The 24,358-nt window shown below is 66.8% G+C and carries 27 protein-coding genes; 13 read left to right on the top strand and 14 right to left on the bottom strand.

Annotated elements, in window-relative coordinates; genetic code table 11:
- Positions 1-22: 22 nt before the first annotated feature.
- The 5 genes from QW881_RS30200 to bla form a co-directional block, all read right to left on the bottom strand.
- Positions 23-784, bottom strand: a complete 762-nt coding sequence (locus tag QW881_RS30200; RefSeq protein WP_316159214.1) for a sulfite exporter TauE/SafE family protein — start codon at positions 782-784, stop codon at positions 23-25.
- A gap of 8 nt (positions 785-792) precedes the next feature.
- Positions 793-2,220 carry an MFS transporter gene (locus tag QW881_RS30195; RefSeq protein WP_315754494.1) on the bottom strand — a complete coding sequence of 476 codons (1,428 nt, stop codon included), beginning with the start codon at positions 2,218-2,220 and terminating at the stop codon, positions 793-795.
- A 96-nt stretch (positions 2,221-2,316) separates the two neighbouring features.
- Entirely contained in the window at positions 2,317-2,643 is a 327-nt protein-coding gene (locus tag QW881_RS30190; RefSeq protein WP_315740328.1) for a cytochrome c, read from the bottom strand.
- 41 nt (positions 2,644-2,684) lie between these two features.
- Positions 2,685-2,846 carry a hypothetical protein gene (locus QW881_RS30185; protein ID WP_315718376.1) on the bottom strand — a complete coding sequence of 54 codons (162 nt, stop codon included), beginning with the start codon at positions 2,844-2,846 and terminating at the stop codon, positions 2,685-2,687.
- A gap of 141 nt (positions 2,847-2,987) precedes the next feature.
- Positions 2,988-3,848 carry a class A beta-lactamase gene (bla, locus tag QW881_RS30180; RefSeq protein WP_410052086.1) on the bottom strand — a complete coding sequence of 287 codons (861 nt, stop codon included), beginning with the start codon at positions 3,846-3,848 and terminating at the stop codon, positions 2,988-2,990.
- 133 nt (positions 3,849-3,981) lie between these two features.
- Here bla and QW881_RS30175 point away from each other — a divergent pair, with 133 nt between their 5' ends.
- The gene (locus tag QW881_RS30175; protein ID WP_316159217.1) at positions 3,982-4,866 is read left to right on the top strand and encodes a LysR family transcriptional regulator; all 885 of its coding nucleotides are present in this window, start codon (positions 3,982-3,984) and stop codon (positions 4,864-4,866) included.
- Positions 4,867-4,944: 78 nt separating this feature from the next.
- Here QW881_RS30175 and QW881_RS30170 read toward each other — a convergent pair whose 3' ends face one another.
- Positions 4,945-5,901 carry a helix-turn-helix domain-containing protein gene (locus QW881_RS30170; protein WP_315754499.1) on the bottom strand — a complete coding sequence of 319 codons (957 nt, stop codon included), beginning with the start codon at positions 5,899-5,901 and terminating at the stop codon, positions 4,945-4,947.
- 194 nt (positions 5,902-6,095) lie between these two features.
- Between QW881_RS30170 and QW881_RS30165 the strand changes: the two genes are divergently transcribed.
- On the top strand, positions 6,096-7,112 hold the full coding sequence (locus QW881_RS30165; protein ID WP_316159212.1) for a carbon-nitrogen hydrolase family protein: 1,017 nt from the start codon (positions 6,096-6,098) through the stop codon (positions 7,110-7,112).
- Positions 7,113-7,127: 15 nt separating this feature from the next.
- Here QW881_RS30165 and QW881_RS30160 read toward each other — a convergent pair whose 3' ends face one another.
- A complete protein-coding gene (locus QW881_RS30160; RefSeq protein ID WP_315740324.1) occupies positions 7,128-7,589 on the bottom strand; it encodes a PEGA domain-containing protein in 462 nt (153 codons plus the stop codon).
- Positions 7,590-7,703: 114 nt separating this feature from the next.
- On the bottom strand, positions 7,704-8,639 hold the full coding sequence (locus QW881_RS30155; RefSeq protein ID WP_316159211.1) for a glycine reductase: 936 nt from the start codon (positions 8,637-8,639) through the stop codon (positions 7,704-7,706).
- A 132-nt stretch (positions 8,640-8,771) separates the two neighbouring features.
- Here QW881_RS30155 and QW881_RS30150 point away from each other — a divergent pair, with 132 nt between their 5' ends.
- From QW881_RS30150 to nadC, 8 genes are all read left to right on the top strand, one after another.
- Positions 8,772-9,785 carry a lytic transglycosylase domain-containing protein gene (locus QW881_RS30150; RefSeq protein ID WP_316159210.1) on the top strand — a complete coding sequence of 338 codons (1,014 nt, stop codon included), beginning with the start codon at positions 8,772-8,774 and terminating at the stop codon, positions 9,783-9,785.
- Positions 9,786-9,914: 129 nt separating this feature from the next.
- A complete protein-coding gene (locus QW881_RS30145) occupies positions 9,915-10,661 on the top strand; it encodes an AzlC family ABC transporter permease (protein ID WP_315775240.1) in 747 nt (248 codons plus the stop codon).
- Positions 10,658-11,002 carry an AzlD domain-containing protein gene (locus QW881_RS30140; RefSeq protein WP_315740320.1) on the top strand — a complete coding sequence of 115 codons (345 nt, stop codon included), beginning with the start codon at positions 10,658-10,660 and terminating at the stop codon, positions 11,000-11,002. Before QW881_RS30145 ends, QW881_RS30140 begins: the two co-directional genes overlap by 4 nt.
- 78 nt (positions 11,003-11,080) lie before the next feature.
- Positions 11,081-11,563 (top strand): tRNA (N6-threonylcarbamoyladenosine(37)-N6)-methyltransferase TrmO, encoded by a 483-nt coding sequence (gene tsaA, locus QW881_RS30135; protein ID WP_315754508.1) that lies wholly within the window; start codon positions 11,081-11,083, stop codon positions 11,561-11,563.
- Between the two features lie 15 nt (positions 11,564-11,578).
- The gene (locus QW881_RS30130) at positions 11,579-12,538 is read left to right on the top strand and encodes an NrtR DNA-binding winged helix domain-containing protein (RefSeq protein WP_315754510.1); all 960 of its coding nucleotides are present in this window, start codon (positions 11,579-11,581) and stop codon (positions 12,536-12,538) included.
- A gap of 68 nt (positions 12,539-12,606) precedes the next feature.
- Complete coding sequence (nadA, locus tag QW881_RS30125) at positions 12,607-13,593, top strand: quinolinate synthase NadA (protein WP_315754513.1); 987 nt, start codon at positions 12,607-12,609, stop codon at positions 13,591-13,593.
- Entirely contained in the window at positions 13,590-15,143 is a 1,554-nt protein-coding gene (locus QW881_RS30120; protein ID WP_315754515.1) for an L-aspartate oxidase, read from the top strand. Before nadA ends, QW881_RS30120 begins: the two co-directional genes overlap by 4 nt.
- Positions 15,140-15,988, top strand: a complete 849-nt coding sequence (gene nadC, locus QW881_RS30115) for a carboxylating nicotinate-nucleotide diphosphorylase (protein WP_315754520.1) — start codon at positions 15,140-15,142, stop codon at positions 15,986-15,988. Before QW881_RS30120 ends, nadC begins: the two co-directional genes overlap by 4 nt.
- On the opposite strand, the gene QW881_RS30110 is transcribed toward nadC, so the two are convergent.
- The 4 genes from QW881_RS30110 to QW881_RS30095 form a co-directional block, all read right to left on the bottom strand.
- On the bottom strand, positions 15,989-16,414 hold the full coding sequence (locus QW881_RS30110) for an HIT family protein (protein WP_315754522.1): 426 nt from the start codon (positions 16,412-16,414) through the stop codon (positions 15,989-15,991).
- A 60-nt stretch (positions 16,415-16,474) separates the two neighbouring features.
- Entirely contained in the window at positions 16,475-17,683 is a 1,209-nt protein-coding gene (locus tag QW881_RS30105; RefSeq protein WP_315754524.1) for a GNAT family N-acetyltransferase, read from the bottom strand.
- A gap of 115 nt (positions 17,684-17,798) precedes the next feature.
- Positions 17,799-18,551, bottom strand: coding sequence for a glycerophosphodiester phosphodiesterase (locus tag QW881_RS30100; protein ID WP_315754526.1), 753 nt, complete (start codon positions 18,549-18,551; stop codon positions 17,799-17,801).
- A 75-nt stretch (positions 18,552-18,626) separates the two neighbouring features.
- A complete protein-coding gene (locus QW881_RS30095) occupies positions 18,627-19,094 on the bottom strand; it encodes a RidA family protein (RefSeq protein ID WP_315754528.1) in 468 nt (155 codons plus the stop codon).
- Between the two features lie 205 nt (positions 19,095-19,299).
- On the opposite strand from QW881_RS30095, the gene QW881_RS30090 reads away from it, so the two are divergent.
- A complete protein-coding gene (locus tag QW881_RS30090; RefSeq protein WP_315740310.1) occupies positions 19,300-20,157 on the top strand; it encodes a cell envelope integrity EipB family protein in 858 nt (285 codons plus the stop codon).
- 8 nt (positions 20,158-20,165) lie between these two features.
- On the opposite strand, the gene QW881_RS30085 is transcribed toward QW881_RS30090, so the two are convergent.
- Positions 20,166-21,473 (bottom strand): DNA polymerase IV, encoded by a 1,308-nt coding sequence (locus QW881_RS30085; protein WP_315754530.1) that lies wholly within the window; start codon positions 21,471-21,473, stop codon positions 20,166-20,168.
- Positions 21,470-21,769, bottom strand: coding sequence for a DUF3572 domain-containing protein (locus QW881_RS30080; protein ID WP_315718395.1), 300 nt, complete (start codon positions 21,767-21,769; stop codon positions 21,470-21,472). Before QW881_RS30080 ends, QW881_RS30085 begins: the two co-directional genes overlap by 4 nt.
- A 217-nt stretch (positions 21,770-21,986) precedes the next feature.
- Here QW881_RS30080 and QW881_RS30075 point away from each other — a divergent pair, with 217 nt between their 5' ends.
- Entirely contained in the window at positions 21,987-22,352 is a 366-nt protein-coding gene (locus QW881_RS30075) for a response regulator (RefSeq protein ID WP_008964019.1), read from the top strand.
- Positions 22,353-22,364: 12 nt separating this feature from the next.
- Complete coding sequence (locus QW881_RS30070) at positions 22,365-23,786, top strand: PleD family two-component system response regulator (RefSeq protein ID WP_315754532.1); 1,422 nt, start codon at positions 22,365-22,367, stop codon at positions 23,784-23,786.
- The last annotated feature ends 572 nt before the right edge of the window (positions 23,787-24,358 follow it).

Here is a 24,358-nt window from a genome sequence, read left to right as displayed (position 1 = left end):
GTTCTTTGATGCGACGTGCGGCTCAGGCCGGCTTGACGAAGAAATACACCGTCAGGCCGCAGCCGACGGCGATGATGAAGCGGCGCACATGGGCCGGCGGGATGATCTGGCCAAGCCGCGCGCCGACGAAGCCGCCGACCATGGCAGCCCCCATCATCGTCAGCGTCTCCAGCCAATGCACGCGGCCCGAGAACGCAAAGATGGCGGAGGCCGTCATATTCATGAGCGCAGCGAGCAGCACCTTCATGCCGTTCATGGCGCGGATGTCGCGCATGCCGTAGAACACCGGGGCCGCCAGCATCAGGATGCCGATGCCGCCGCCGAAATAGCCGCCATAGATCGCGATCACGAATTGCACCGCCTGGATGGTCAGCGGCCCGAACCAGCGCGCGCCATCCTTCGGCGTGAAGCGCATGCCGAATGCGAACACGCTCGTGGCGAACAGCAACAGCCAGGGCACCAGCCGGCTGAAGGCGGCCGACGGTGTAACCAGGAGCAGCACGGCGCCGAGCGTGCCGCCGATCAGGCTGATGATCGACAGTCGCACGAGGTCGTGGCGCCAGGGCGCCTTTGCGTCGTTCAAGATCTCACGGGAGGCCCAAGCGCTGACGAACTGCCCGGGGCAGAGCGCGACGGTGCTGGAGGCGTTGGCGTCAATCGCGGGAATGCCGGCGGCGAGCAAGGTCGGGAAGGTCAGGAACGCGCCGCCGCCGGCCAGCGCATTGACGATGCCCGAGCCGAAGGCGGCGAGGGCGAGCAGGGGCAGCATCGTCCAGTCCGTCATCGCTGTCACTACTCGCCCTTCAGCCGCTGGCCGTCCTGGACGCGGACGCGCTCGGCGCCGCGGGCGCCGGCCGGCGACAGCCTGAGCATGCTCAGGAACGCGCCGACCAGCGCGAAACCGACGCCGGTCAAGAGCGACAGCCGCGTGCCGTCGGTCGAATCGATCGCGAGAAACATCGCGACCAGCGCCGCACCCGTGGTCTGGCCGAGCAGGCGCGCCGTGCCGAGCATGCCGCTGGCGCCGCCGGCGCGCTCGCGTGGCGCAGCGGCGATCATGGTGCGGTTGTTCGGCGTCTGGAACAGGCCGAAGCCGCAGCCGGCCAGCGCCATGCGCCAGACGATATCCCATGCCGACGGCTCGCGCGGCAGCAGGCCGAGCGCACCGAGCCCGCACGCGAAGATCACGAGACCGATGCCGCCGAGCAGCCCGGCTGGCACGCGCTCGACCAGCCGCCCCGCAATCGGTGCCGTCAGGCCGACCGCGATCGGCCACGGCGTGATCAGCAGGCCCATCTGCACCGGCGAATAGCCGAAATGGCTTTCGAGATAGAAGGGGATCGCGACGAAGGCGAGCATCTGTCCGCAGAACGACGAGATCGAGGTCGCGATCGACAGCGCGAACACTGGAATGCGTAGCAGGTCGAGCGGCAGCAGCGGCGAGGCCATGTGGGTCTGGCGCCAGACCAGCCACACTCCGGCCGTGATGGCGACGACGAACTCGATCGCGCAGGTCACCAGCGCCTCGCCATGGCCGAGGCTGTCCACGGCGGCGATCAGGAAGCCGAAGGCGACCGCGCTCAGCCCCGCGCTCTGCCAATCGAACATGTGCGGCGCGCGCGGCGTATGCGGCAGGAAGCGGAAGCCGAAGACAAAGGTGACGATGCCGAGCGGCACGTTGATCGCGAACAGCCACGGCCAGTTGCCGACGGCGAGGATGCCGGCGGCGATGGTCGGACCGAGCGCGGCGGAGACCGCGACCACCATCGCATTGATGCCGATGCCGCGGCCGAGCAGAGCGTGCGGATAGGTGAAACGCACCAGCGCCGAGTTGACGCTGAGGATGCCGGCGGCGCCAAAGCCCTGCAGGATGCGCGCGAGCGTCAGCAGCAGCAGGCTGTCGGCCAGCGCACAGAAGGCGGAGGCAGCCGTGAACAGCACGAGGCCGGCGAGATAGACCCGCCGATAGCCGATGATCTCGCCGAGCGAGGCCAGCGGCAGCAGCGAGATCGTGACCGCGAGCTGATAGCCGTTGACGATCCAGATCGAAAAAGCAGGGCTCGCATTGAGGTCGCGGGCGATCGTCGGCAGCGCCACATTGGCGATCGCGCCGTCGATCACGGCCAGCACGATGCCGAGGGCGATCGTCACGATCGCCCAGGTGCGCTGCGGCAGCGGCAGTCCGTCGGCGTGCAGACCCGTGGTCGTCGGCGTCTTCATGCGGGCTCCGGCCGCAGCCGGGCCGCGGGCAATGGACGGGAACGGGCAACCGCGCCGCACAAGCCCCGTTCCACGCCGGCGGACCGCGCCGCCGCGTCACCGCCGTTTGGGGCGGGCCTGAATGGTCCTGAGATAATTGACCGCGGCTTCCGCCTCGGGCCGCTCGAACTGGAAGCTCGGCATGTCCTTGTGAATGGTCGACAGGCCGGTCTGCAGCCGCTGGGCAAAATCCTCGTCGTAGAGCTTGCTGTCACCGAAGGTCCTGAACGGGGGCGCGTCGGGGTGCCGGCTGGCGCCTGTGAGACCTACCGCATGGCATCGGCTGCAAAGGCTTTGCAAGAGCGCTTTTCCACGCTTCTGCTCGCTGTCCAGCGCATGGCTGGCGGTCGACGCGAACGCCAGCAGCAGGCAGGCGGACCCCATTCGTCGTCTCATGAACTCGTTCTCGCGTGTCTTGCGCCCGGCTACCAGCGGCCCTCGGCCTTGCTATAGGCATATAGGGCGATCAGCCCGATCGTCACCAGGGTCGAGCCGATCAGGACGATCCGGTCCCAGCGCAGCTGTGTCTCGTCGTCCCGCTGCAAGGTCAGCAGGGAGAACAGGGCCTTCATGGCAAAGCGGCGCATCGGATCGATCCCGGCAGCGGCCGCACATTCCGATGACGTGGGCCGGCCGCAGCTTAGCCTGCCCAATCGTTGCGCCGCCATGGCGAACATCTTGGGTCTGATGTCCGGCTTCCGGAGGGGATCGGAAGCCGGATGCTCGAACTACCCAGCCTGTCCCATCACGACGTCTGCAACCGCCCGCGCGACTTTCGCGATCGTTGCGTTGCGATCCTCGGGAGACGCCTGTGAACCAGTCAGATAGGCCGTGACCAGAACCGGTTTGCGGCCCGGGGGCCGGAGAATGCCGATGTCGTTGGTCGTGCCGCGGTCCCCAGCGCCCGTCTTGTCGGCGACGCGCCAGTCACGCGGCACACCGGCGCGAAGCCGAGTGTCGCCGGTCTTGTTGGCGATCATCCAGTCCGTCAATCGCTGGCGCATATTCGTCGACAAGACCTCGCCAAGGAGCACGCGGCGCAGGTTCTGTAGCATGGCGGCCGGACTGGTCGTGTCGCGAGGGTCGTCGGCCAGCGCCTCGTTGAGCTCAACTTCCCAGCGATCCAGGCGGCTGATCTCGTCGCCGATCGATCGGGCAAAACGCGTCAGACCCGCAGGACCGCCGATCTGCCGCAACAGGAGATTTCCCGCGGTGTTGTCGCTCTGGGTGAGCGCAGCTTCGCAGAGCTCGGCGAGTGTCATGCCGCGGCCGACGTGCTCCTTGGTCACCGGCGAATATGTTACGAGATCCTTCGCCTCGAACGGGACGCGCGTGTCGAGATGCAGTTCGTCGGCGTCGACGCGCTTCAGGACAGCCGCGGAAGCCAGACACTTGAACGTGCTGCACATCGGAAAGCGCTCGGCCGAGCGCAGGCCCGCCTCGAACCCGCTTTCGGAGTCGAGGACGGCGATGCCGAGCCGTCCGAGGCTCTCGCGCTCGATGCGGGCGAGTTCCCCTTCCAGATGCGCCCTTCGGTCGGCCGCCGCCTTCGCCGCAGGTGATGGCAGCCCGCTCGCCGCAGCCGCCATCCCGAGGATTCCAAGACCCAGATGCCGTCTCGTCAGCATGTTCATTCTCCAGTGACTGCGCGAACCTGCCGAACGAGGTGACGACTGACAAACGATCATTTATTCGTCGAGCCATGAGCAGAACTTGGTCATCATGCCCATCCGCAGCCATCTCCCTTTGAACGCCTTGCGGGCCTTCGAAGCATCCGCCCGGCATCTGAGCTTCACCAAGGCAGGCTTGGAGCTCAGGGTCACGCAGACCGCGATCAGTCACCAGGTGAAACAGCTCGAGCAGATGTTGGGCGCTCACCTGTTCCGGCGCCTGCCGCGCGGCCTCACGTTGACCGACGAAGCCCTGGCTCTGTTTCCCGTCCTCAACGATGCATTCAGTCGCATCAGCGGCGCGATCGATCGCATCGAAGCGAAGGGAACCCGCGAGGTCGTGACCGTTGGCTGTGTCGGCACCTTTGCAACGGGATGGCTGTTGCAACGCCTCGACGGTTTTCGAGATACGCACCCCCATATCGACCTGCGCCTCCTCACCAACAACAACCGCATCGATATCGCCGGAGACGGGCTCGACATCGCGCTTCGCTTCGGCGACGGCTCCTGGCACGGCACTGAGGCCATCCATCTGATGTCTGCCCCGCTGTCGCCCGTCTGTCATCCCGATGTCGCGAGTCGTCTGCGCGCGCCGTCGGACCTCGCGGGCGAAAATCTCCTGCGGTCGTATCGCGCCGAGGAATGGCCATTATGGTTTGCAGTCGCGGGCGCTCCATGCCCGATGATCCAGGGGCCGATCTTCGACAGCTCCGTCGCGATGGCCGAAGCGGCCGCGCGCGGCGTCGGCGTTGGCCTGGTTCCGATCGCCATGTTCAACTGCGAGCTCGAGACGGGTCGGCTGGTCCGGCCGTTTGCGGCTGGGGTCGCCGCCGGTTCTTATTGGCTGACCTGGTTGAAGTCGAAAGAACCGACGTCCGGCATGCGTGCCTTTCGTGACTGGCTGGTTGATGCCTTGCGCGCCGATCCGCCGCGCTGACGGCCGGTCGCCACCGCGCACAAGCCGAGGGCGCGAACAGCGCCACGAGGCGCGCGAGGCGGGCGCGTTGCGGCCAGCTCAGCGCTTTACGGCGCTGCGCCGCCACTCGCGCGGCGACAGGCCGAACTGCTCGCGGAACACGCGGCCGAAATGCGAGAGATCGTTGAAGCCCCAGGACAAGGCGATTTCGCTGATCTGACGATGCGCCAGCATCGGCGAGCCGAGATCGCGCCGGCACTGCTTGAGCCGCTCGGCCAGCACGAAGCGCTGGAACGACGTCTCCTCGTCCGAGAACAGATCGTTGACGTAGCGCCCCGACAGACCGAGCTCGCGAGCGATCGCCTGCAGCGACAGATCCGGATCCGAGAGCCGCGTCCGGACATGCGCCTTGATGCGATACAGCAGCGCCGCGCGATGGCTGGAGGAAGGCAAAGGCTGCGTGCGCAGCCGCTCGGCCAGGGTCATGGCCAGGAGGTCGGCCGCCTGATCCGCGAGATGCGCGGCATGCTCGGCGCCGATGTGATCGGCGCGCTCGCAGAGCTTGATGATGAAGTCATAGGCGAGGGGCTGCAGCGGACTGTCGCTGCCGAAGGTGATCGCCGTGACCGCCTCGGTCGCGCCGATCCTGCGTTGCAGCATCTCGCGCGGCAGCTTGAACACGGTCTGCCGAAAGGCGGCGTCGAACTGCAGCTCATAGGGCCGGGTCGTGTCGTAGATCGCGAATTCGCCGGGCCGGATCACCGTGTCACGGCCGTCCTGGGTGACACCGCCGTTCCCCTCGCGGCCGAGCGCGACCAGCACGTAGTCGGCATCGGCCCGCGCGATGCGCTGCGATGTCCGGTGCACGCGCTGCCGGTCTGAGGCCACCTCGGAGCAGACGGCGCGGCCCAAGGTCGCGTGCGTCACCGCGCCGCGAAATGCGCTGCCGAGATCGGACGTGCAGTCGAGGCCGACGTAGACGTCGCAGACGATGTCCTGCCACAGCGCCAGCCGGCGGTGGCCCGGGCTTCCTTCCGTGGTGAACAGGACCGGCATCGCTCGGTCTCCCTCCGCCTCTGTGTCGCGTGGATCGTCGGAAATGCAGCAAGTTCTGGGCCGGCTGGTCTCTCCCTGGCGGCCGCAGTCGAGTTTTCGTTCCCTCCAAGACGAGCGCGAATGATCGCCGAGGTCAATACTTCCCAGCGAATGCGGCGCGCGGCGCCGCCGATCCGGAAGAGGGGAGACGCGGGATGGGACTGGCACATCCGAAATACAAGGTGGCGGTGGTGCAGGCGGCGCCGGCCTGGCTCGACCTGGACGCCTCGATCAAGAAGACCATCGGCCTGATCGAGGAGGCGGCCGACAAAGGTGCCAAGCTGATCGCGTTTCCGGAGGTCTTCATCCCCGGCTATCCCTGGCACATCTGGATGGACTCGCCGGCCTGGTGCATCGGCCGTGGCTTCGTGCAGCGCTATTTCGACAATTCGCTGGCCTATGACAGCCCGCAGGCCGAGGCGCTGCGCGCCGCCGTGCGCAAGGCCAGGCTCACGGCCGTGCTGGGACTGTCCGAGCGCGACGGCGGCAGCCTCTACATCGCGCAATGGCTGATCGGCCCGGACGGCGAGACCATCGCCCAGCGCCGCAAGCTGCGGCCGACCCATGCCGAGCGTACCGTCTATGGCGAGGGCGATGGCAGCGATCTCGCTGTCCATGATCGCCCCGACATCGGCCGGATCGGCGCGCTGTGCTGCTGGGAGCATCTGCAGCCGCTGTCGAAATACGCGATGTATGCCCAGAACGAGCAGGTGCATGTCGCGGCCTGGCCGAGCTTCTCGCTGTACGATCCGTTCGCGCCGGCGCTCGGCGCCGAGGTCAACAACGCCGCCTCGCGCGTCTATGCCGTCGAGGGCTCGTGCTTCGTGCTGGCGCCGTGCGCCACCGTCTCGCAGGCGATGATCGACGAACTGTGTGACCGACCCGACAAGCACGCGCTGCTGCATGTCGGCGGCGGCCACGCCGCGATCTTCGGTCCAGACGGCTCTTCGCTTGCGGAGAAGCTGCCGCCGGAGCAGGAGGGGTTGCTGATCGCCGAGATCGATCTCGGCATGATCGGCATCGCCAAGAACGCCGCCGACCCGGCGGGACACTATTCTCGCCCTGACGTGACCCGGCTGCTGCTCAACAAGAAGCCGCTCAACCGGGTCGAGGCCTTCGCGCTGCCGGTCGACGCGGTCACGCCCGGCGAGGCACAATCGGCGGCTGGCTGACAGGCTTGGCGAGCGCTAGGTCCCGGCCTCCGGTTGTGCCGGCGGCGGGGCCGACCGCCGCGGCGGCCGCTGCGCACGGCCTGCCGGCGCCGCCATGCGCGGCTGCAAGGTGACGATCACCGGGTTTGGCTTGTGGTCGGTCGCCGCGCCAGTCGCGGCGTCCACACCCATGCCGATCAGGCCGCCCGCTAAGATGTTGCCGGCGAAGCCGGCCGCGCCGGTCGCCGGGATGTCCTTGGTCAACGGGATGATCTGGGTCTCGTAGCCCGGTTTTTCGATGGTGACGGAGATATCGGCATTGCGCTTGGCGACGAACGAGCAGGGCGTCGTGCAGGTCATCGGCGCTTCGAGACCGGCGATCGTGGCCTCGGCCCCGGACGGCGTCGACGCGACACTGATCGTCTCGGTTGTACCCCGCGTTACGGACGCGCAACCTCCCAGCGCGGCGCACAGCGCTACGAACGCTACAACTCTCATTTGGTACTGCCCCCTTGAAACCCAAGGGAACTCAAGCGCAACTGGAGCGGGACGGCAAGCGCAATCAGCATTATCCGAAGAAATTCCCGGGCGAGTTTCACGCGAGTGTGGCTTTCACACCTGCTTTCCACGAACCTGCCGCGCGATCGCCTTCTGCGCATCGAACTCGGCGCGCCGCCGCGCCAACTCTTCCGGCGCGAGCATGGCCGGATTGCTGTAGTCGCGCTTCCAGCCGTGATCGTCGCTCCACTGCAAAGGCGATTGTACGGTCGTCCGTGCGGCTGGTGAACTCTCGAGGATGCGCAAGGCGAGCTCGAGCGTGAAGGCCTGTGAGGCCGCGTCGTGCGGCTTGCCGGCGGAATTGCCGAGCGGAAAATCCGAGAACAGGAAGCGCGGTGCTGCGGCGTGCTCGACGATGTCCTTGGCGCAGCCCATGACGACGGTCGCGATGCCGTTCGCTTCGAGATGCCGGGCTACCAGGCTCACGGTCTGGTGGCACACCGGACAGTTCGGCACCAGCACGACGGCATCGATCTCGTCGGCGCGGCAGCGCGCAAGAATCTCCGGCGCATCGGTCTCGATCGTGACGCGGTGGCTGCGATTGGTCGGCGCGCCGAAGAAGCGCGGTCCGACCGCGCCGATGCGGCCTTCACCTGCCAGCCTTAGGAGCTGTGGTAGCGGAAACCAGGTGCCGGAATCCTCGGCCGAGGTGTGCGCGCGATCATAGGCAATGTGGGAAATGCGCAGGTCGTGCTGCGCCGACGTGTCGCCGTCATAGACGGAGTAGAACTTGGCGCCGCCATTGTAGGGCGCGCCGGGGCCTTGATCGCCTTTGGCGGGATCGAACGGCGCGGCCGTGGTGACGATGGTGACGCGCGACTGCGCGAGCGGCTTGCGCAAGGGATGGAACGGCGCCGACGTGTAGTGAGCCCAGCGATAGGGCGTGTCATAGCCGATCGCGAGATAGTAGTCGCGCGTGCGCGCCATGTAGGACAAGGGCGCATCGCTTTCGGGCGCGAAGCCGAGTCTGTCGTCGGTCGGTGCGGTCATCCGTCGCGCTCCCTGCAGGATTTTCGGATTGCTAGCCGGCTCATTCGCTGTGTCAAGCGCCGCGCGGGGGAACCCCGCGTGGTCCTGGGCTTTGTCTGTCGACAGAATTCCAACCATTGCACCACGCTCACGATGCTTTCCATGGTTTCGATTGCTCGCATTGCCTGTCTCGGCCTTGCCCTGATCCTGACCATGCCCTTGTCCGGCGTGGCGGCGGAGCAGGGCTCAGACCGGGACGTTGCCGTGCCGGCTGATCCGAAGGACGGTGCGCAGCAGGACGCGCCGCACGAGACTGCGAAGCCGGCAGAGGGCTCGGAGAACAAGTCCGAGGAGTTCAAGGAGAGCGGCACCCGCGAGGCGATCTGCCTGATGATCGAATCCGCAGCCAAGGCGAATGATCTGCCGCTCGAATTCTTCGCCCGCGTGATCTGGCAGGAAAGCCGCTTTCAGAGCGATGCAGTCGGGCCGGTCACGCGCAACGGCCAGCGCGCGCAGGGAATTGCGCAGTTCATGCCGGGCACGGCGAACCAGCGCCAGTTGCTCGATCCGTTCGATCCGGTTCAGGCGCTGCCGAAGTCGGCGCAGTTCCTGGCCGAGCTGCGCGACCAGTTCGGCAATCTCGGGCTCGCGGCGGCGGCCTACAATGCGGGGCCGCGCCGGGTGCAGGACTGGCTCACCGGCAAGGGGCAGATGCCCTGGGAGACCCGCAACTACGTCTCGGCCATCACGGGCGCCACGATCGACGAGTGGGCGGCCGCCGGCAGCGGCGGCAAGACGCCGCCGAGCCCGCCGCCGACCTCGTGTCGTCAGCTGATGGCGATGTTGAAGCGCGCGCCGAATCCGTTCGTCACGGAGCTCGAGCAGCATGTGGCGCTGTCGGCCGCGAAACCATGGGGCGTCCAACTGGCTGCAGGCTTCGACCGCAACAAGGCGCTCGCGATGTATTCGCGGGCGATCAAGGGGCTTGGCCCGGTCATCGGCGACCGCGACCCGAGCCTGCTGTCGTCGGTGATGCGCTCGCGCGGCAACCGCGCCTTCTACCAGGTGCGAATCGGCGCCGAGACGCGGGCCGAGGCCGACGCGCTCTGCAGTCGGATCCGCGGGGCCGGTGGCGCCTGCTTCGTGCTGCGCAATCGCTCCGGATAGAGCTCGTGCGGCGCCGCGCGTGGGGATGGTGGGAATGGCTGCGCCGGACGCAGACCCGCGCGCGCCTGATGGCGGTTGACGCGAGCGACTTTCGCCAGCCTTATCGCGGTTCGTTCCGCTGGGCCGCCCGTGACACTTCCTCCGCTCGATTCGCCGCAATGGCATGGTTCACTGCGCGCCTTCGGCTGGGGGCTGCGCGCGACGTCAGCGACCATCCTGTCACTGGTGCTGTTCGTCACCTTCATCGGCATCGGCGCGCTCGCCCATGACACCCGTTTCAGCATGCTCTGGGCGATCCTGAGCACGGTGCTGGTTTGGGCCGGGCCAGCGCAGATCATCCTGGTCTCCACGCTCGGCTCCGGCCAGACCATTTTGCAATCGGCGATCGCGGTCACGATGAGCGCGATCCGGCTGTTTCCGATGGTGGTGGCGGTGCTGCCGCTGATCCGCTCCCCCCAGACCAAGCGGCGGCACCTGGTGCTGATCGCGCATTTCACCGCGGTGACCCTGTGGGTCGAATGCTATCGCTTCCTGCCGCATGTGCCGCGCGAGCGCCGCATCGCCTTCGTGCATGGGCTCGGTACCGGCCTGATGGGGATTGCGCTGATCGCGACCATCATCGGCTATCTCTTGGCCGCCAACCTGTCGCAGACCTTCGGCGCCGCGGTGCTCTTGCTGACGCCGCTGGCGTTCCTGTTCTCGACCCTGCGCAACGCCAGGGAGCTGGCCGACGTGCTCGCGCTCGGCCTTGGCCTCGTGCTGTATCCCGTGGCGGCCCAGCTCAACAGCGGCGTCGATATCCTGGTCAGCGGCGTCGTCGCCGGAACGCTCGCGTTCGGCGCGCACAAATGGCGCGAGCGGCGGGGGCCGGCATGAGCGACTTCATCGGCGATTGGCATGCGCTCGTGGTGCTGCTGGTGGCGGGCGTGATCCCCAACCAGATCTGGCGCCTGCTCGGGCTGTGGTTCGGCAGCGGGCTCGACGAGGGCTCGGACCTGCTGATGTGGGTCAAGGCGGTCGCGACCGCCATCTTGGCTGGGGTCATCGCCCAGATCCTGGTGCAGCCGCCGGGCGCGCTCGCCAGCGTGCCATGGGGCCTGCGCTACGGCGCGGTCGTTGCCGGCCTTGCGGCCTTCATGGCGAGCCGCCGCTCGATCTTTGCCGGTGTCGTCTGCGGCGAGGCCGTCATGCTGGCCGGCAAATGGTGGCTCGGCTGAGTTGCGCGATCTTGCGCAACCGCAATTGCGGTGAGCCGAGGTTCCGATAGATTGCCGGGAAGACCCAAGGACTCCGCAATGACCACTGATACCGATCTCCGCCCGGGAGAAGTCGCCGTCGACGCGCCCCAGCCGCGCGACGCCACGCTGTATTTCATCGGCCGCATCCGCACGCCCTGGACCTCGCGGCTCGAGACGCCGCGGCAGGGCAGCTTCGAGGGGCCGGTGTGCCGGCTCGAGATCTTCGAACCTTGGGTGCCGGCGCTGCAGGGCATCGATGCCTTCAGCCACCTCCAGGTGCTGTACTGGCTGAACCGGGCGCGCCGTGATCTCGTGAAGCAGAGCCCGCGCCATCATGACGGCGAGACCCGGGGCACCTTCGCGCTGCGCTCGCCAGTGCGTCCCAATCCGATCGGCGTGTCGACGGTCCGCTTCGTCGCGCTGGAGGGCAGCACCGTGCTGGTGCGCGGTCTCGACTGCCTCGACGAGACGCCGCTGATCGACCTGAAGCCGGATCATTGCGTGTTCACGCCGGCGGCGGCGGGTGAGGATGACAAATAGGACCGACGGATCCGGATGTCGAAGGTGAATAAGCGGCCGCAGAAGATGGTGACGGCTCTGGATGCGATTACGGCGGACCTCGTTGCCGTGCTGGTGGCGGTGACCGACGGCCATCCGAAGATCATGACGATCGAGCACGCTGCGGCGCTGCCGAGCGGACCGTTTCAGTTCGCGCACCGCTCGCTGCAGATGGGCCTGCGCGCCTGGGTCAAGGCGCAGACCGGCCATCCGCTCGGCTATGTCGAGCAGCTTTACACCTTCGCCGACCGCGGTCGCGGCGGCGCTGCCGACGCGCCGCACCGCATCTCCATCAGCTATCTCGGCCTGACACGCGAGGAAGAGGGGCGCGAGGGCGCGGATGCGCAATGGTCGTCATGGTACGACTACTTCCCATGGGAGGATCATCGCGACGGACCGCCGACGATCCTGGCAAAGATCATCGCGCCGAAGCTGAAGGCCTGGGCGCGAGCCGCCGACCAGCCGGCGCTGCAGAAGACAAGGTGGCAGCGCGCCGCGATCACTTTCGGTCTCGATGGCCGCGAGTGGAACGAGGAATTGGCGCTGCAGCGCTATGAGCTGCTGTACGAGGCTGCGCTGATTCCCGAGAGTACGCGCGAGAAGGAGGCCAGCCAAGCGGAGGTGCCCGGCCGCGCCATGATCGGTGATCACCGTCGGATTCTCGCTACCGGCATTGCCCGTCTGCGCGCCAAGATCAAATACCGGCCGGTCGTGTTCGAGTTGATGCCGGAAGAATTTACACTGCTGCAATTGCAGCGCAGCGTCGAGGCACTGGCAGGCCGGCTCGTGCACAAGCAGAACTTCCGCCGCCTCATCGAGCAGCAGGAACTGGTTGAAGAGACAGGCGCAATCGCTGCCGACACGATCGGTCGGCCGGCCAAGCTGTTTCGCTTCAGGCAGGGCGTTCTGGCCGAGCGGGCGGTGGTCGGAACCAAGCTGCCGCTCTCGCGGTCTTGATCTCCCGCTCTTGACAAGGCTTATGCTCAGGATAAGTATAAGGCATCTTATGCTCATGGAGAGTATAAATGGCCGAGCTTGTCCTGCCTGCCGTCGCGCCGAATGCACCGCTTGCTGAGCGTCTGAGGCGGGTGATCCCGCCGCCGGAATGGGCTGTCTTCGAGGACGACGTCGAAGCCATTCTGGCGCTGAAGCGCCAGCGCAATGCCGTGGTGCTGGCGCACAACTATCAGACGCCCGAAATCTATCACGGCGTCGCCGACATCGTCGGCGACAGCCTGCTGCTGGCGCGCGAAGCGACCAAGGTCGATGCCGAGGTGATCGTGCTCGCCGGAGTCCACTTCATGGCCGAGACCGCCAAGCTGCTCAATCCCGACAAGACGGTGTTGATCCCCGACGTGGAGGCGGGCTGCTCATTGGCGGAATCGATCACCGCCGACGACGTGCGGCTGATGCGCGCGCGCCACCCCGGCGTGCCCGTGGTCGCCTATGTCAACACGTCGGTGGCGGTGAAGGCCGAGTCCGACGTCTGCTGCACGTCCGGCAACGCACGCGCGGTGGTCGAGTCGCTCGGCGTCGATCACGTCATCATGCTGCCGGATGAATATCTCGCGCGGAACGTCGCCGCACAGACAAAGGTCAGGATCACGGCCTGGAAGGGGCATTGCGAGGTGCATGAGCGCTTCAGCGCCGACGACGTCCGCGCGCTGCGCGACAACCATCCCGGTGTCACCGTGCTTGCGCATCCGGAGTGTCCGCCGGAGGTCGTGGCGGAGGCCGACTTCGCCGGCTCGACCGCGGCGATGTCGGACTTCGTCGGAGCAAGAAGGCCGGCCCGGGTGGTGCTGCTGACGGAATGCTCGATGAGCGACAATGTCGCCGTGCTCCATCCCGACATCGAGTTCATCCGTCCCTGCAATCTGTGCCCGCACATGAAGCGGATCACCTTGAAGAACATCCGCCATGCGCTCGAGACCAACACGCACGAGGTCACGATCGATCCCGCGATGGCCGAGCGCGCGCGACGTGCAGTGGAAAGGATGCTGGCATCATGAGCATCGATGTTTCGAAGTTGATCGGCCGTCCCGTGATCATCGGCGGCGGTGCCGCAGGTCTGATGACGGCGCTTGCGCTTGCACCCGAGCCCGTCGTGCTGTTGTCGAAGTCGCCGCTCGGCGCGGAGGCGTCGAGCATGTGGGCGCAGGGTGGACTGGCCGCGGCGGTTGGCGATGACGATGATCCGGGGCTGCATCTGAAGGACACGCTCGCCGCCGGAGCGGGATTGTGCGACGAGCCCGCCGCGCGCCGCATCATCGAGGCGGCGCCGGCCGCGGTCGAGCGCCTCGCGCAGCTTGGCGTTGCGTTCGACCGAGGTGCGGATGGACGTTGGTGTCTGGGCCTGGAGGCCGCACACAGCCGCAAACGGATCGTGCATGCGACCGGCGACGGCACGGGACGCGAGATCATGCGCGCACTGATCGTGGCTGTGCGGCGTTGTGCTTCGGTGACCTTGTTGGAAGGCGTCGAGGCGCGCCGGCTGATTGTCAATGACAACGCGATCCAGGGCGTGGCTGCGGCGCGCGGCGGTGAGGCTCTGATCCTCGCCACGACACGCGTCGTGATCGCAACCGGCGGCATCGGCGGCCTGTTCCTCGACAGCACCAATCCGGCCGGCTGTTTCGGCCAGGGCCTCGCGCTGGCGGCGCGGGCCGGGGCCGTGCTGTCCGATCTCGAATTCGTGCAGTTTCATCCGACCGCGTTCGACGGACCGTCGCGGCCGCTGCCGCTGCTCACCGAGGCGATCCGCGGCGATGGCGCCGTCCTGATCGACGACACCGGCACGCGCTTCATGGCCGACGAGCCCGGCGCTGAGCTGGCGCCGCGCGACGTGGTGGCGCGGGCGGTATGGCGCCGCCGTGCGCAAGGCCATCGCGTGTTCCTCGATGCCCGCGAGAAGCCGGGCAAGGATTTCGCCGGCCGCTATCCCGTGATCAGCGCGTTCTGCCGCATGGCGGGCATCGATCCCGTGCGCGATCCGATCCCGGTGCGGCCGGCCGTGCACTATCATATGGGCGGCATCGCTGTTGACGCGATGGGACGCAGCACGGTCGAGGGCTTGTGGGCCTGTGGCGAAGCCAGCCGCACCGGCCTGCACGGCGCCAACCGGCTCGCCAGCAACTCGCTGATGGAGGCGATCGTCTGCGCGCAATGGGTGGCCGAAAGCGTGGCCGGCGCGCCGCAGCGTGCAGGCAAGCCGTGCGAGGTGGCGGCAATTCCGCTGGCGTCCGATCCGTCGGCCGTACGGCAGCTGCTGTCGCATGCGCTCGGCGTGATGCGCGAGCGTCGCACGATCGCGGATGCCGTCAGCAGCCTGCTTCCGCTGGCAGAGCAGGCCGGGCCCGCGGCGGATCCTGCGCTGGTCGGCCTGATGCTTGCGGTCGCGGCCCATGCCCGTGAGGAGAGCCGCGGCGCGCATTTCCGCAGCGATCGTCCGGGCACGCTGCCCGTCGCGCAGCCGTCCAGCCTCACTCTGCCCGAGGCGATCGCGGTTGCCCGCGACATTGTCGAGGCCGAGCAGACGCCGTTCAGGAGCGCAGTGCCATGACTCTCAATCCTCTCTCGCCCTTGCTCTACGAGCCGCTGGTGCGCATGGCTCTGCTCGAGGATCTCGGCCGCGCCGGCGACATCACCACCGATGCCATCGTCCCCGCCGAGCAGCGCGCCTCGCTGAAGCTGCGGGCGCGCCAGCACGGGGTGATCGCAGGCCTCGATGTGGCGCGCTGCGCCTTCCAGGTCGTCTCACCGGACGTGCGCATGGAGATCGTGCGGTCTGACGGCAGCCCTGTGGAGCCGGGAGACACGATCGCGACCATCAGCGGCCCGGCACGGGCGCTGCTGACCGGCGAGCGCGTCGCGCTCAACTTCCTCTGCCGTTTGAGCGGGATCGCCAGCGCGACGGCGTCCCTGGTCGCCGCGGTGAAAGGGACCAAGGCGCAGATCGTCTGCACCCGGAAGACCACGCCGGGCCTGCGCGCGCTGGAGAAATATGCGGTGCGCGCGGGCGGCGGCGGCAATCACCGGTTCGGGCTCGATGACGCCGTGCTGATCAAGGACAACCACATCGCCATCGCCGGCGGCATCAAGGCTGCCATCACGCGCGCTAAGGCCCATGCCGGCCATCTCGTCAAGATCGAGGTCGAGGTCGACACTCTGGCGCAGCTCGAGCAGGCGCTGACGCTGGGCGTCGATGCGGTGCTGCTCGACAACATGACGCCGGCGGAGCTCGAAGCCGCCGTCGGCATGATCAGCGGCAAGGCCATCGCGGAAGCCTCGGGCCGGATCACCGTGGAGACCGCACCCGCGATCGCCGCGGCCGGCGTCGACCTGATCTCGGTCGGCTGGATCACGCATTCGTCGGCCGCGCTGGACATCGGGCTCGACGAGGCGTGATCAGCCCTTGAGCACGGCGATCAGCTTCGCGGCATTCTCCTCCAGCACCTTCGGATCTTCCTTACGGCTCGCGGGCGGCAGCAGGGAATCGCCGTTGTGGCGCGGCATGATGTGGACGTGGAGGTGGAACACCATCTGCCCGCCGGCATGCTCGTTGAACTGCTGCACGGTGATGCCGTCGGCGGCGAACGCGGTCTTGGCGGCGCGCGCAATGGTGCGCACGGCACGGCCGACGTGGAGATAATCCTCCTCGGTGATGTCCAGGATGTTGCGGGCCGGAGCCTTCGGAATGACCAGCGTATGCCCGGCGACGCGCGGCATGATGTCGAGGAACGCGAGCACGTGGTCGTTCTCATAGACCTTGGCGCAGGGGAATTCACCGCGCAGGATCTTCGCGAACGGGTTGTTGGGATCGTAGGCGGTCATGGGCAGTCCCTCAAGCGGTTCCTCTTGGTGCGCCTTACTCTCACCGGCGCGTGTCGCCGGTCAAGACGGCTCGTCCATCCCCTTGCGGAACGGTCCGGATTCGGCGAGCTCGCGACCGGCCTCCTCGACATAGGCGCGCTCGCGCTTGAGATAGTCGTCGATGGCCCGGCGCAGGCCGCGATCGGCGATGTAGTGGGCGGAGTAGGTGGTCTGCGGCAGGTAGCCGCGCGCGATCTTGTGCTCGCCCTGGGCGCCGGCCTCGACCACCTCCAGCTTGTGGTGGATCGCGAAATCGATCGCCTGGTAGTAGCAGACCTCGAAATGCAGGAACGGGTGATGCTCGATGGCGCCCCAGTTGCGGCCGAACAGCGTGTCCGAGCCGATGAAGTTGATGGCGCCGGCGATCCAGCGTCCGTCGCGCTTGGCCATGACCAGCAGCACGTCTTCGGCCATGGTCTCGCCGATCAGCGCGAAGAACTTGCGGGTCAGATACGGCCGGCCCCATTTGCGTGAGCCGGTCTCCATGTAGAAATCGAAGAAGGCATCCCAGGCATCCTCGGTGATGTCCTTGCCGGTCAACCAATGTATGCTGATGCCGGAGCTCAGCGCATCGCGGCGCTCGCGCTTGATCGCCTTGCGGTGGCGCGAATTCATCGTCGCCAGGAAATCGTCGAAGCTGGAAAAACCCTGGTTGTGCCAGTGGAACTGCTGATCGGTGCGTTGCAGGAAACCCTGCGCTGCGAGCAGCCGCCATTCGGATTCCCGGGCGAAGGTGACGTGCACCGACGACGCCTCGCTGATCCCGCACAACGCCTTCAGGCCCTGGGCGAGGGCGTTGCCTATCAACTCCCGGTCCTGGTCGGCGCGGATCAGCAGCCGCGGCCCTGTGGCCGGCGTGAACGGCACCGAGACCTGCAGCTTCGGATAATAGCGTCCGCCGGCGCGCTCATAGGCATCAGCCCAGCCGCGGTCGAAGACATATTCGCCCTGCGAGTGGGACTTGAGATAGCAGGGCACGACGCCAAGGATCTCGTCGCCCATCTTCGCCACCAGATGGCGCGGCGCCCAGCCGGTGCGCAGGGTGGCCGAGCCGGAGGCTTCGAGCGCCGAGAAAAATGCGTGTGAGATGAACGGATTGTAGCCGCGGCCGCAGGCGGGAGATGAGCCGGGACTCACGCGACCGTCCGGATTGGCACAGGCGTCCCATGCTGCAGCCGGGATTTCGCTGACCCCGGGGACGGCTTCGAGCGTGATCTCAGGTGATGCCATCGAGTCCTTGAAAGTCGAGTCCTTAAGAGAACCTAACGAGCGGCGTCCCGGCGGCGACGCTCGAATGGCCGGTCCCTCAAGATCGTGCATCGCAGCAGCGAGTTCAAGGCCGGCGTCACGTCTCCGGCGTAAACCCCTCGAAGATCATCTGATCCGCATAGCGGGCTGCGGCGGCGCGCTGCTCGGGGGTGCGGACGGTCCAGGTCAGCAGCGGGCAGCCGAACACGTTGCGCGCGATCCAGGGGGCAGGCGCAGGCAGCTGCTCGACCCAATAGGCGACGAAATGCGGCTGGCTGCTGAAGCCATGCTTGAGATGCAGCATGCTGTCGCGTTGCGCCTGGGTCAGCTTGGCCCAGTAGCCGTCCTCGTAGCTGCGCTGGGCGACGATGCCGCGCGTCAGCTCCGGCATGGTTTCGCGCAAGGCACGGACCTGGTCCGGATCGAACGACATCCCGACCACCGGGCCGGAGTAGGACGCCAGCACTTCGGCCATGCGCCGGACCAGCCGGCGATCGCCCTGGAACGTGCTCTTGATCTCCACGACCAGCGGCACGCGCCCGGCGATCAGGTTGCAGAGGTCGCCGAGCGTCATCATCCGCTCGTCGGTCTGCTTGAACTTGATCGCTTTCAGCTCAGCCGCGGTCTTTTCGATCAGCGGGCCGGTGCCCTCGGTGAGGCGTCCGAGATCATAGTCGTGATGCACCATGGCCTCGCCATCGGCCGACAGCTGGATGTCGCATTCGATGGCGAAGTTGCCGGCCACGGCGCCGCGCGCGGCGGCCGGCATGTTCTCGATGATGCCGCTGACAGCATCATGCAGGCCGCGATGGGCGACGGGGCGGGCCGTCAGCCAGTCAGGTGCGCGCATTCGCCCCGTCCATTTTGCTGGCGCATGATCTCGTCGGAAAACCGTTTCGCACTTTTCCGGATCATGCGCTCTCTCTTACTGAACCTCGAACACGCCTTCGACTTCCACCGCCGCATCGGACGGCAGGGCCGAGACGCCGACGGTGGTGCGGGCGTGGCGGCCCTTGTCGCCGAAAGCGGCGACCATCAGGTCGGAGGCGCCGTTGAGGACCTTCGGCCCGTCGAGGAAGTCCGGCGCCGAATTGACGAAGCCGCCGAGACGGACGACACGCACGACCTTGTCGAGGTCGCCGATCGCCGCCTTGACCTGCGCCAGCAGGTTGACGCCGCAGCCCTTCGCGGCCGCATAGCCGTCCTCGATCGACACGCCGCCGCCGAGCTTGCCGGAGGCGATCATCTTGCCATCGGCGCCGAGGCAGACCTGGCCCGACACGAACAGCAGGTTGCCGGTGCGCACGAACGGGACGTAGTTGGCCACCGGCGCCTTTGGTGCCGGCAATGTGATGCCCTGTGCCGTCAGATTCTGTTCAACCGTACCCGCCATCTGAAATCCCCGTTCTGTCGTCTGAAAGCCGATCCCGTGCCGGACCGCGGTCCTGTTTGGCGCAGTTGCTAGTGACATGCAAGCAGCCAGCGCCGACGCCAATCCGCCGCTTTGACCGCACGTTTCCGTGAGCCAGCCGCAGTTGCGACGTAATGCAGCGGTCTTTAATGTGACGGTTTAGCGATACGTCCTCCGAGGAAAACTCATGGCTCATTCGTTTCGACTGTCGATGGGAGCGCTCGCCGTGGCGGCGATCACATTCGGTCCGGCGCCGGCCGGGGCGGCCGTGCCGTTCCTGCCGCATCAGGCGCTCTATGACCTGAGCCTGGTCAAGTCGCGCGGGTCGAGCCCCGTCAATAGCGCGCGCGGCCGCATCCTCTACAATTTCTCCGGCAATGCCTGCAACGGCTACACCTCGGAATTCCGCCAGGTGTCGGAGCTCGATCTCGGCGAGGGCAAGGTGACCCTGAGCGACCTGCGCTCGACTGCCTGGGAGGACGGCGCCGGCAAGAGCTATCGCTTCAAGATCGACTCGCGCATGAACGATCAGGCCTCCAGCCCGGTCGACGGCATCGCCGAGCGCACCGGCGATCACATCACCGTCAAGCTCAAGCAGCCGGAGGCCAAGACCTTCACGCTCGACGGCTCGACCGTGTTTCCGACTGAGCAGATCCATCGCATCATCGCCGCCGCGCGCGAGGGCAAGTCGCTGCTCGAGCTGACGGTCTACGACGGCTCGGACAATGGCGAGAAGGTCTACAACACGCTGACCGTGATCGGAGCAGCCGTGTCGGCCGACAAGGCGGCCGCCAAGCCCGATGCCTCGACTGACAACGACGAGATGAAGAAGATGACGCGCTGGCCGGTGACGGTCAGCTATTATGACCGCGACGCCAAGCGGGCCGAGGGCGAGCAGACGCCGGTCTACGCGATGTCGTTCGAGCTGTACGAGAACGGCGTCTCGCGCGCGCTCGTGCTCGACTACAATGATTTCGTCATCGCCGGCGCGCTCGGCAAGTTCGACGTCAAGGACGCGAAGGACGGCAAACCCTGCGGCAATTGATCGGGGCGTCATTCCGTCTGCTCCGGGCCGTCATAGGCGATGCCGCGGATCACCGCGGCCTGGCCGAACTTCTTGCGTAGCGCATCGATCGCGCGCTCGGCCGAGGCCGAACGGCGGTCGAGCATGTCGGTGTCGGAGGCCTCCGAGCCCGGGCGCAGCGCGCTGACGCCGGCGCCCATCAGCCGGAACGCCGTGCCGTCGGTCTCGCGCGCCAGCATCTCCTTGCAGATTGCGAAGATCTTGCCGGCGAGCTGCGTCGGCGCCGCGATCGATTGCGAGCGGGTGCGCTGGCGGAAGTCCGCGGTCTTCAGCTTCAAGGTGACGGTCGAGCCGGCGAGCTGGCTCGCCTTCAGCCGCGACGAGACCTTCTCCGACAGCCGCCACAGCATCTTTTCCAGAGTCGCGTAGTCGCGGATGTCGGTGTCGAAGGTGGTCTCGCTGGAAATCGTTTTGGCGCCGCGGTCGGCCACCACCTTGCGGTCGTCGATGCCGCGCGCCAGCCGCCACAGCCTGCGGCCGTCGCCGCCGAACTGCTTCATCAGCTCGATCTCGTCGGCACGCTGCAGGTCGGCGATGGTGCGGAAGCCCTGGTTCGCCAGCCGTTGCTGCGTGGCGGGACCGACGCCGAAGATGAAGCCGACCGGCTTGTCGGCCAGCATGTTGCGCGCTTCCTCCTGGTCGAGTGCGGCGAAGCCGCGGGGCTTGTCGAGGTCGGAGGCGATCTTGGCGAGGAACTTGTTGCAGGACAGGCCGACCGAGACGGTGATGCCGATGGTCTGCTCGACCTCACGGGCGAAGCGCGCCAGCACCTTTGCGGGGACCATGCCGTGGACGCGCTCGGTTCCGGAGAGATCCAGGAAAGCCTCGTCGATCGAGAGCGGTTCGACCAGCGGCGTCAGCGCCTGCATCGCCTGGCGCACCTCGCGGCCGACCCGGACGTATTTCGCCATGTCCGGGGGAATGACGACCGCCGAGGGACACAGCTCCAGCGCCTTGAACATCGGCATCGCCGAGCGCACGCCATAGGTGCGGGCGATGTAGCAGGCGGCTGACACCACGCCGCGCTTGCCGCCACCGATGATGACGGGCCGGTCGGCGACCTCGGGATTGTCGCGTTTCTCGACGGTCGCATAGAACGCGTCGCAATCGATATGGGCCAGCGTCAGCGCGGGCAGGGCGCGATGGCGGACGAGGCGCGGCGAGCCGCAGGCCGTACAGCGGCGCGCGCCGTCATCCAGATCCGTCAGGCAGTCGCGGCAGAAGCAGGTCGGCCCGCTGACCGCGCGCGACGCTCCTTCTGGCGCGGAAGCGGTCACGGCACGTCGCGCTCCCACTGCCGGTCGCCCAATACCTGCCGCGCCGCCATGATATTGGTCGGATGTAACTTGGAGTGGGCGGCAAAAGCCTTTACCGTCTCGTCGTCGCGCAGCACGAAATCGAGCACGCTGACCAGGAAATTGGGGTCGGCGGCCGAGGATCGCAGCGTCTCCGGCCCAATCCCGGTCTCGGCCAGGAAACGGCCCAGCCGCTCGGGTTCGCCGGCCAGGAAGCCGAGGGCCTGAACTGCAACGATTTCAGCGACTTCGCGCGGATTTCGAACGGGCTTTTTCAACGGCGGATTTGCCTTTCCGTTAACTTGTCGGCTCTACTTTGCGCCCATCATGCCCGAGTCTTCGGAATGGGTTCAAGCAAGTGGAAACCATCTCGGGGAAAGATCGAATACCGACTTAACGGGTTAGAACGAATCTGGGGCTAGTTTGAATTAGATGAGTAGCGGTGGACAGGCGTCCGCCAGAGGGCATGCCGGTGTCAGTGATTCGGAGGGGCGGATGGGCAAGACCGTCCTGATCGTGGAGGACAACGAGCTCAACATGAAGCTCTTCCGCGATCTGTTGGAAGCCCACGGGTACCAGACGTCCGGGACGTCCAGCGGCGTGGAGGCGCTCGACATCGTGCGCCGGACCCGCCCCGATCTGATCCTGATGGACATCCAGCTGCCGCAGGTCTCGGGCCTGGAAGTGACGAAATGGATCAAGGACGATCCGGATTTGCGTGCCATCCCGGTGGTGGCAGTGACGGCCTTTGCCATGAAGGGCGACGAGGAGCGCATCCGCGAGGGTGGCTGCGAAGCCTATCTTTCCAAACCGATCTCGGTCGGAAAATTCATTGAAACGGTACGCCGCTTCATCGGCTAGGGAGTTTCTGCAGTGTCCGCGCGTATCCTTGTGGTCGACGACGTTCCGGCCAACGTCAAGCTGTTGGAGGCGCGGCTGTCGGCCGAATATTTCGACGTGCTGACCGCCGCGAACGGCGCCGAGGCGCTGCAGATCTGCCAGCGCGCCGAATGCGACATCATCCTGCTCGACGTCATGATGCCGGACATGGACGGCTTCGAGGTCTGCCGCCGGCTGAAGTCGAATCCGGCCACGCATTTCATTCCGGTTGTCATGGTGACGGCGCTCGACAGCCCGTCCGACCGCGTGCGCGGCCTGGAGGCCGGTGCCGACGACTTCCTGACCAAGCCCGTCTCCGACGTCGTGCTGATCGCGCGCGTGCGCTCGCTGACGCGGCTGAAGATGATGACGGACGAGCTGCGCATGCGCGCGCTGACCTCGCTCGAGATCGGCGTGCAGGCGCCCGAGCGAAACGCGGTTGCCGACGCCGGCAAGGGCGGGCGGGTGCTGCTGGTCGACGACCGGCCGTCGTCCTACGAGCGGCTCGGGCCGATGCTGGCGACCGAGCATGCCATCGATGTCGAGACCAATCCCGCCGAGGCCGTGTTCAACGCCGCCGAAGGCAATTACGACCTCGTCATCGTCTCGCTCGACCTGAACGATTACGACGGCCTGCGGCTGTGCAGCCAGCTGCGCTCGCTGGAACGCACCCGGCACGTGCCGATCCTCGCGATTGCGGAAGCCGAGAACAATTCGCGGCTGCTGCGCGGCCTGGAGATCGGCGTCAACGATTATCTGCTGCGTCCCGTCGACAAGAACGAGCTGCTGGCGCGCGCCCGCACCCAGATCCGCAAGCGCCGCTACACCGACCATCTGCGCGACAACGTCCAGAACTCGATCGAGATGGCGATCACCGACGCGCTGACGGGCCTGCATAACCGCCGCTACATGGAGACGCATCTTTCGACGCTCGCCGACCAGGCCGCGAGCCGTGGCAAGCCGCTGGCGCTGATGATGCTCGACATCGACTACTTCAAGTCGATCAACGACAATTACGGCCATGATGCCGGCGACGACGTGCTGCGCGAGTTCGCCATGCGCGTGCGCAAGTCGATCCGCGGCATCGATCTCGCCTGCCGCTATGGCGGCGAGGAGTTCGTCATCGTGATGCCCGAAACCGATTTGCACGTCGCCGGCATGGTCGCCGAGCGCTTGCGGCGCTCGGTCGCCAACGAGCCGTTCTCGGTGCACAAGGGCGAGAAGCGCATCGAGGTCACGACGTCGATCGGGCTGTCGACCCTGGAGCAGAAGGGTGAGCCGATCGCCGACGTCATGAAGCGCGCCGACAATGCGCTCTACCGCGCCAAGAACGAGGGCCGCAACCGCGCGGTGGCGATCGCCCCCGTGCATCAGCCGGCGCCGTTCCTGCCGCAAGCCGCCGGCCGCGGCCGCTGAGGGGCAGGGCGGCTCTGACCTTTCCGTCCTCGGCTGAAGCTGCCGCGCAGCTGTCCATCGCCTCCCGTCCGCTCTCCGGGCCTCGTGCTTCGAGACGCGCCGCAAGCGGCGCTCCTCAGCATGAGGGTTGAGAGCTTCGCCAAGATCCCTCCAAGATCCCTCCAAGATCCCTCCAAGATCCCTCCAAGACCACGCCGAGACCACGGACCTCGTCCTGAGGAGCACGCCGCAGGCGTGCGTCTCGAAGGACGGCCGCGGACGCTGAGGGGCGTCGCGCGCGCGCAGGGCTACGTCGTCGCGCCAAAGTAAATGCGGGATTAGGGGAGCAGCCTTCCATACATGACATGTCGTCCTCGCCGCGCATCCCGCGCCCGAGCTTTGCCATTTCAAAACCCTCTTCGAAAACAGAGGGCGCAGGGAAGGCCGGGTGCTGGTCGCACCCATGGTCCGCGTGCAGAAAAAAGCACGCGGCAGAACCACAGGTACGAGCCGGACATCCGGTGGATTCAATTGGTCGTCGCAACACTCGATGAGGAGGTTGCGATGGGCATTCGAAAGAAACGGTCAACGCG

It is taken from the genome of Bradyrhizobium sp. SZCCHNS3016, assembly GCF_032484535.1.
In the GTDB taxonomy this organism is placed as follows: domain Bacteria; phylum Pseudomonadota; class Alphaproteobacteria; order Rhizobiales; family Xanthobacteraceae; genus Bradyrhizobium.
This window is presented reverse-complemented; position numbering and strand designations above follow the sequence as displayed.